Raw genomic sequence first — 403 nt, 5'->3', positions numbered from 1 at the left:
TAAAATAAAAAAGCCCGGCGAAGACCTACTCTCCCAGGAGCTTTCGCTCCCAGTACCATAGGCGCAGGAGGGCTTAACTGCTGTGTTCGGCATGGTAACAGGTGTATCCCCTCCGCTATTTTCACCGCGGGCTTATCTCTTATTTTTTATTATATTTAAAAGGTTATATTAAATTTGAAATTGAGAAATGGCTCCCCAGGCAGGATTCGAACCTGCGACCTACCGGTTAACAGCCGGGCGCTCTACCACTGAGCTACTGAGGAACATTTATATAGTGCCCGGCGAAGACCTACTCTCCCAGGAGCTTTCGCTCCCAGTACCATAGGCGCAGGAGGGCTTAACTGCTGTGTTCGGCATGGTAACAGGTGTATCCCCTCCGCTATTTTCACCGGGCTAGAAATCA

General features: G+C 49.4%; 1 tRNA gene and 2 rRNA genes. All 3 read right to left on the bottom strand.

Annotated features, from left to right (window positions below):
* Positions 1-12: 12 nt before the first annotated feature.
* Positions 13-129, bottom strand: a 5S ribosomal RNA gene (rrf, locus tag CDO51_RS13260).
* Positions 130-188: 59 nt separating this feature from the next.
* Positions 189-263, bottom strand: a tRNA-Asn gene (locus tag CDO51_RS13255).
* 13 nt (positions 264-276) lie between these two features.
* Positions 277-393 (bottom strand): 5S ribosomal RNA (rrf, locus tag CDO51_RS13250).
* Positions 394-403 lie beyond the last annotated feature (10 nt).

It is taken from the genome of Natranaerobius trueperi, from assembly GCF_002216005.1.
Taxonomy (GTDB): domain Bacteria; phylum Bacillota; class Natranaerobiia; order Natranaerobiales; family Natranaerobiaceae; genus Natranaerobius_A; species Natranaerobius_A trueperi.
The sequence above is the reverse complement of the archived record's forward strand: the minus strand, read 5'-3'. Positions and strand labels throughout refer to the sequence as shown.